The organism is Leptonema illini DSM 21528, from assembly GCF_000243335.1.
In the GTDB taxonomy this organism is placed as follows: Bacteria; Spirochaetota; Leptospiria; order Leptospirales; family Leptonemataceae; genus Leptonema; species Leptonema illini.
The window spans coordinates 2,471,469-2,473,583 of sequence record NZ_JH597773.1; the positions used below are offsets into that span (position 1 = coordinate 2,471,469).

Consider the following 2,115-nt stretch of genomic DNA (forward strand, 5'->3'; position numbering starts at 1 on the left):
CTTGAATCGAAGGAGGAATAATATCAATGGCCTGATTATACATTCAGATCGCGGGGTACAATATGCATCGAAAGACTATCGCGATGTATTGAAAGGTAAGAAGATAAGCCAGAGCATGAGTCGCAAAGGGAACTGCTGGGACAATGCTGTTCAGGAATCGTTCTTTCATACCTTGAAGACTGAATGTTTATACAGAATCGGGTTTATTCCAAATTTTGAAGACCTACGAAGAATTCTGTTTGACTATATCGAAGTATTCTACAACCGTAAAAGGAGGCATTCTGCTCTCGGGTATTTAAGTCCGACAGCCTATGCACAGCAAATTGCATGATTCCCTCCGGAATATGGGGGGAAGATCAATAAGGAAATGGAGGCTATGATATGAAGAAACGTGCCTTATCGACTATCCTCAGCATGTCTGTGCTCCTCGGATGCTCAGATCCGTTTGCAAAAAGAACTTGCGAGTTAAATGAAGCAGCGCCAGCACGCGATATGTGCTTCCTGTTTTTTGCATCTATAAATAGATTTTCCGGACAGATGACAGACGCCGAATTAAAGAAGGCTATGGATGGACTACTATTAATTTGTGCACAGGCGATCGTTTCCCAGAACAAATGCGATGAAGAGTAGAAGTGCCCCATCTGTCCCGTATCATCTGCAATGCTTCGCGCTGAAATGCACGTAAATCTACTGGGAAAGATTGATCGGGACGCGAATCAGAGACGATTAGTGACAACTCGGCAAGAGATGGAGGTTGTTTCGGTTGAGAAAAGGCTTCTTGAATGCTTTTTGAGCCTGCGAATCCTGCAAATGGTCGCCCCAACCCAACCGGTGGTAAGGCCGGTTCTGATCAAGGCGAGACTGCGTTCTTACGCGGTTTCGGCCCAGTGAAACGTATGGGCAAGCCCATCGGCACATGTCTGTCCTCGGCGCCTTCTATTTTATCTCGACACATAATGGTTCTACGGATATAGTCACCAATGCAGATGGAGTTGCCGTGGCACGATTCGTGTATGAGCCGTTCGGTAAGGTGAATTCTGATCTGACCGATCTTGACCCGGACCGTAACGGCATACACTACGGTGAGACGTTTATGTTCACGGGACAGGAATTTGAGCCTGAGACGGGCCTGTATAACTACAAAGCACGGATTTATGATCCGGAGACGGGAAGATTCTTACAGCCTGATCCTGTGCATACAGACCAGCCGGGGCAGGATAACTGGGATAGATATCAGTATGTTTGGAATAACCCGGTGAATTTTGTCGATCCAGATGGGCAGGCCGGCTGCTTTCCTAACACCATGTACGGTCACAACTTTAGCGGACCGAGCGCCTGCGGAATTCTGCCGGATGCGTCTGAGCGATTCTTAGTGAATGGCCTTCTGATGATAGCATTGCTTGCTCCTCCTGAAGCGAGGCAAAGACTTACAAACATTCTGGTACTACTGTGGTTTGCCAACTTTCGGCCTAAAAATTCTTTGACCAAAGTGGACAAAGTGTCAATGCGCCATGATGTTGAGCAAAAGCACGTGTTCGACACAACCCACAAAAAGAAATCCATTGATGCTGATTGGCGCTGGATAAGAGATGGCTGGGGGGCTATGTTTAGCAGCAATTATTTTCCCGATACATACCAACGGGAATATGAGATTATGTCCCGAATTTAGTTAGAGTTTGAAAAGGCGGAACCCTGGCCCAAAATGGGCCGAACAACCACATTCCCTTACGGAGGGTTCCAAGTGAAGAAGAACGAACGGGCAGAAAACAGTCAAACACAAAGCCTGGCGGCCGATGAGTTTCGGGATTATATTCGAACCAGCCTCGATTCCCGTGTGCGCGAATTTGCACTCGGCTACGTAGGAGCTTTGATTCTCGAAGAAATCGAAACGTTATGCGGCAAGACAGGTGAGCATAAGAGAGGCCGTGGATTTGCTCATCGAGGCGGCAGCCAGCGAGGTTCCATTGTGCTCGATGGAGAAAGGGTGGCCATCCAGAAGCCCAGAGCTCGACGTAACGGCAAGGAGGTGAAGCTGGAGCGATATGAGATCCTTCAGGATCGCTCTGATCTTCGCGAGCATGTTGAGCGCCTGATGCTGGCGGGCATCAGCACCCG

The 2,115-nt window shown here is 48.3% G+C and carries 3 protein-coding genes and 1 pseudogene; all 4 read left to right on the forward strand.

The genetic code is table 11. The annotated features are described in order from the left end of the window. On the forward strand, window positions 1-331 hold a 331-nt coding region (locus tag LEPIL_RS22975; RefSeq protein ID WP_211208640.1), incomplete at its 5' end, for an integrase core domain-containing protein. A 50-nt stretch (window positions 332-381) separates the two neighbouring features. Further along, window positions 382-630: a hypothetical protein gene (locus tag LEPIL_RS11410; RefSeq protein WP_002772651.1), complete on the forward strand. Its 249-nt coding sequence runs from the start codon at window positions 382-384 to the stop codon at window positions 628-630. A gap of 286 nt (window positions 631-916) precedes the next feature. Further along, complete coding sequence (locus LEPIL_RS11420; protein ID WP_002772652.1) at window positions 917-1,669, forward strand: RHS repeat domain-containing protein; 753 nt, start codon at window positions 917-919, stop codon at window positions 1,667-1,669. 72 nt (window positions 1,670-1,741) lie between these two features. Continuing rightward, a pseudogene (locus LEPIL_RS11425) lies at window positions 1,742-2,115 on the forward strand (IS256-like element ISLil1 family transposase); the annotation flags it as partial.

What these genes read in the sequence shown, in the direction of transcription:
- LEPIL_RS11410 (WP_002772651.1), top strand. Translation starts at nt 382, where the DNA reads ATGAAGAAACGTGCCTTATCGACTATCCTCAGCATGTCTGTGCTCCTC.
- LEPIL_RS11420 (WP_002772652.1), top strand. Translation starts at nt 917, where the DNA reads ATGTCTGTCCTCGGCGCCTTCTATTTTATCTCGACACATAATGGTTCT.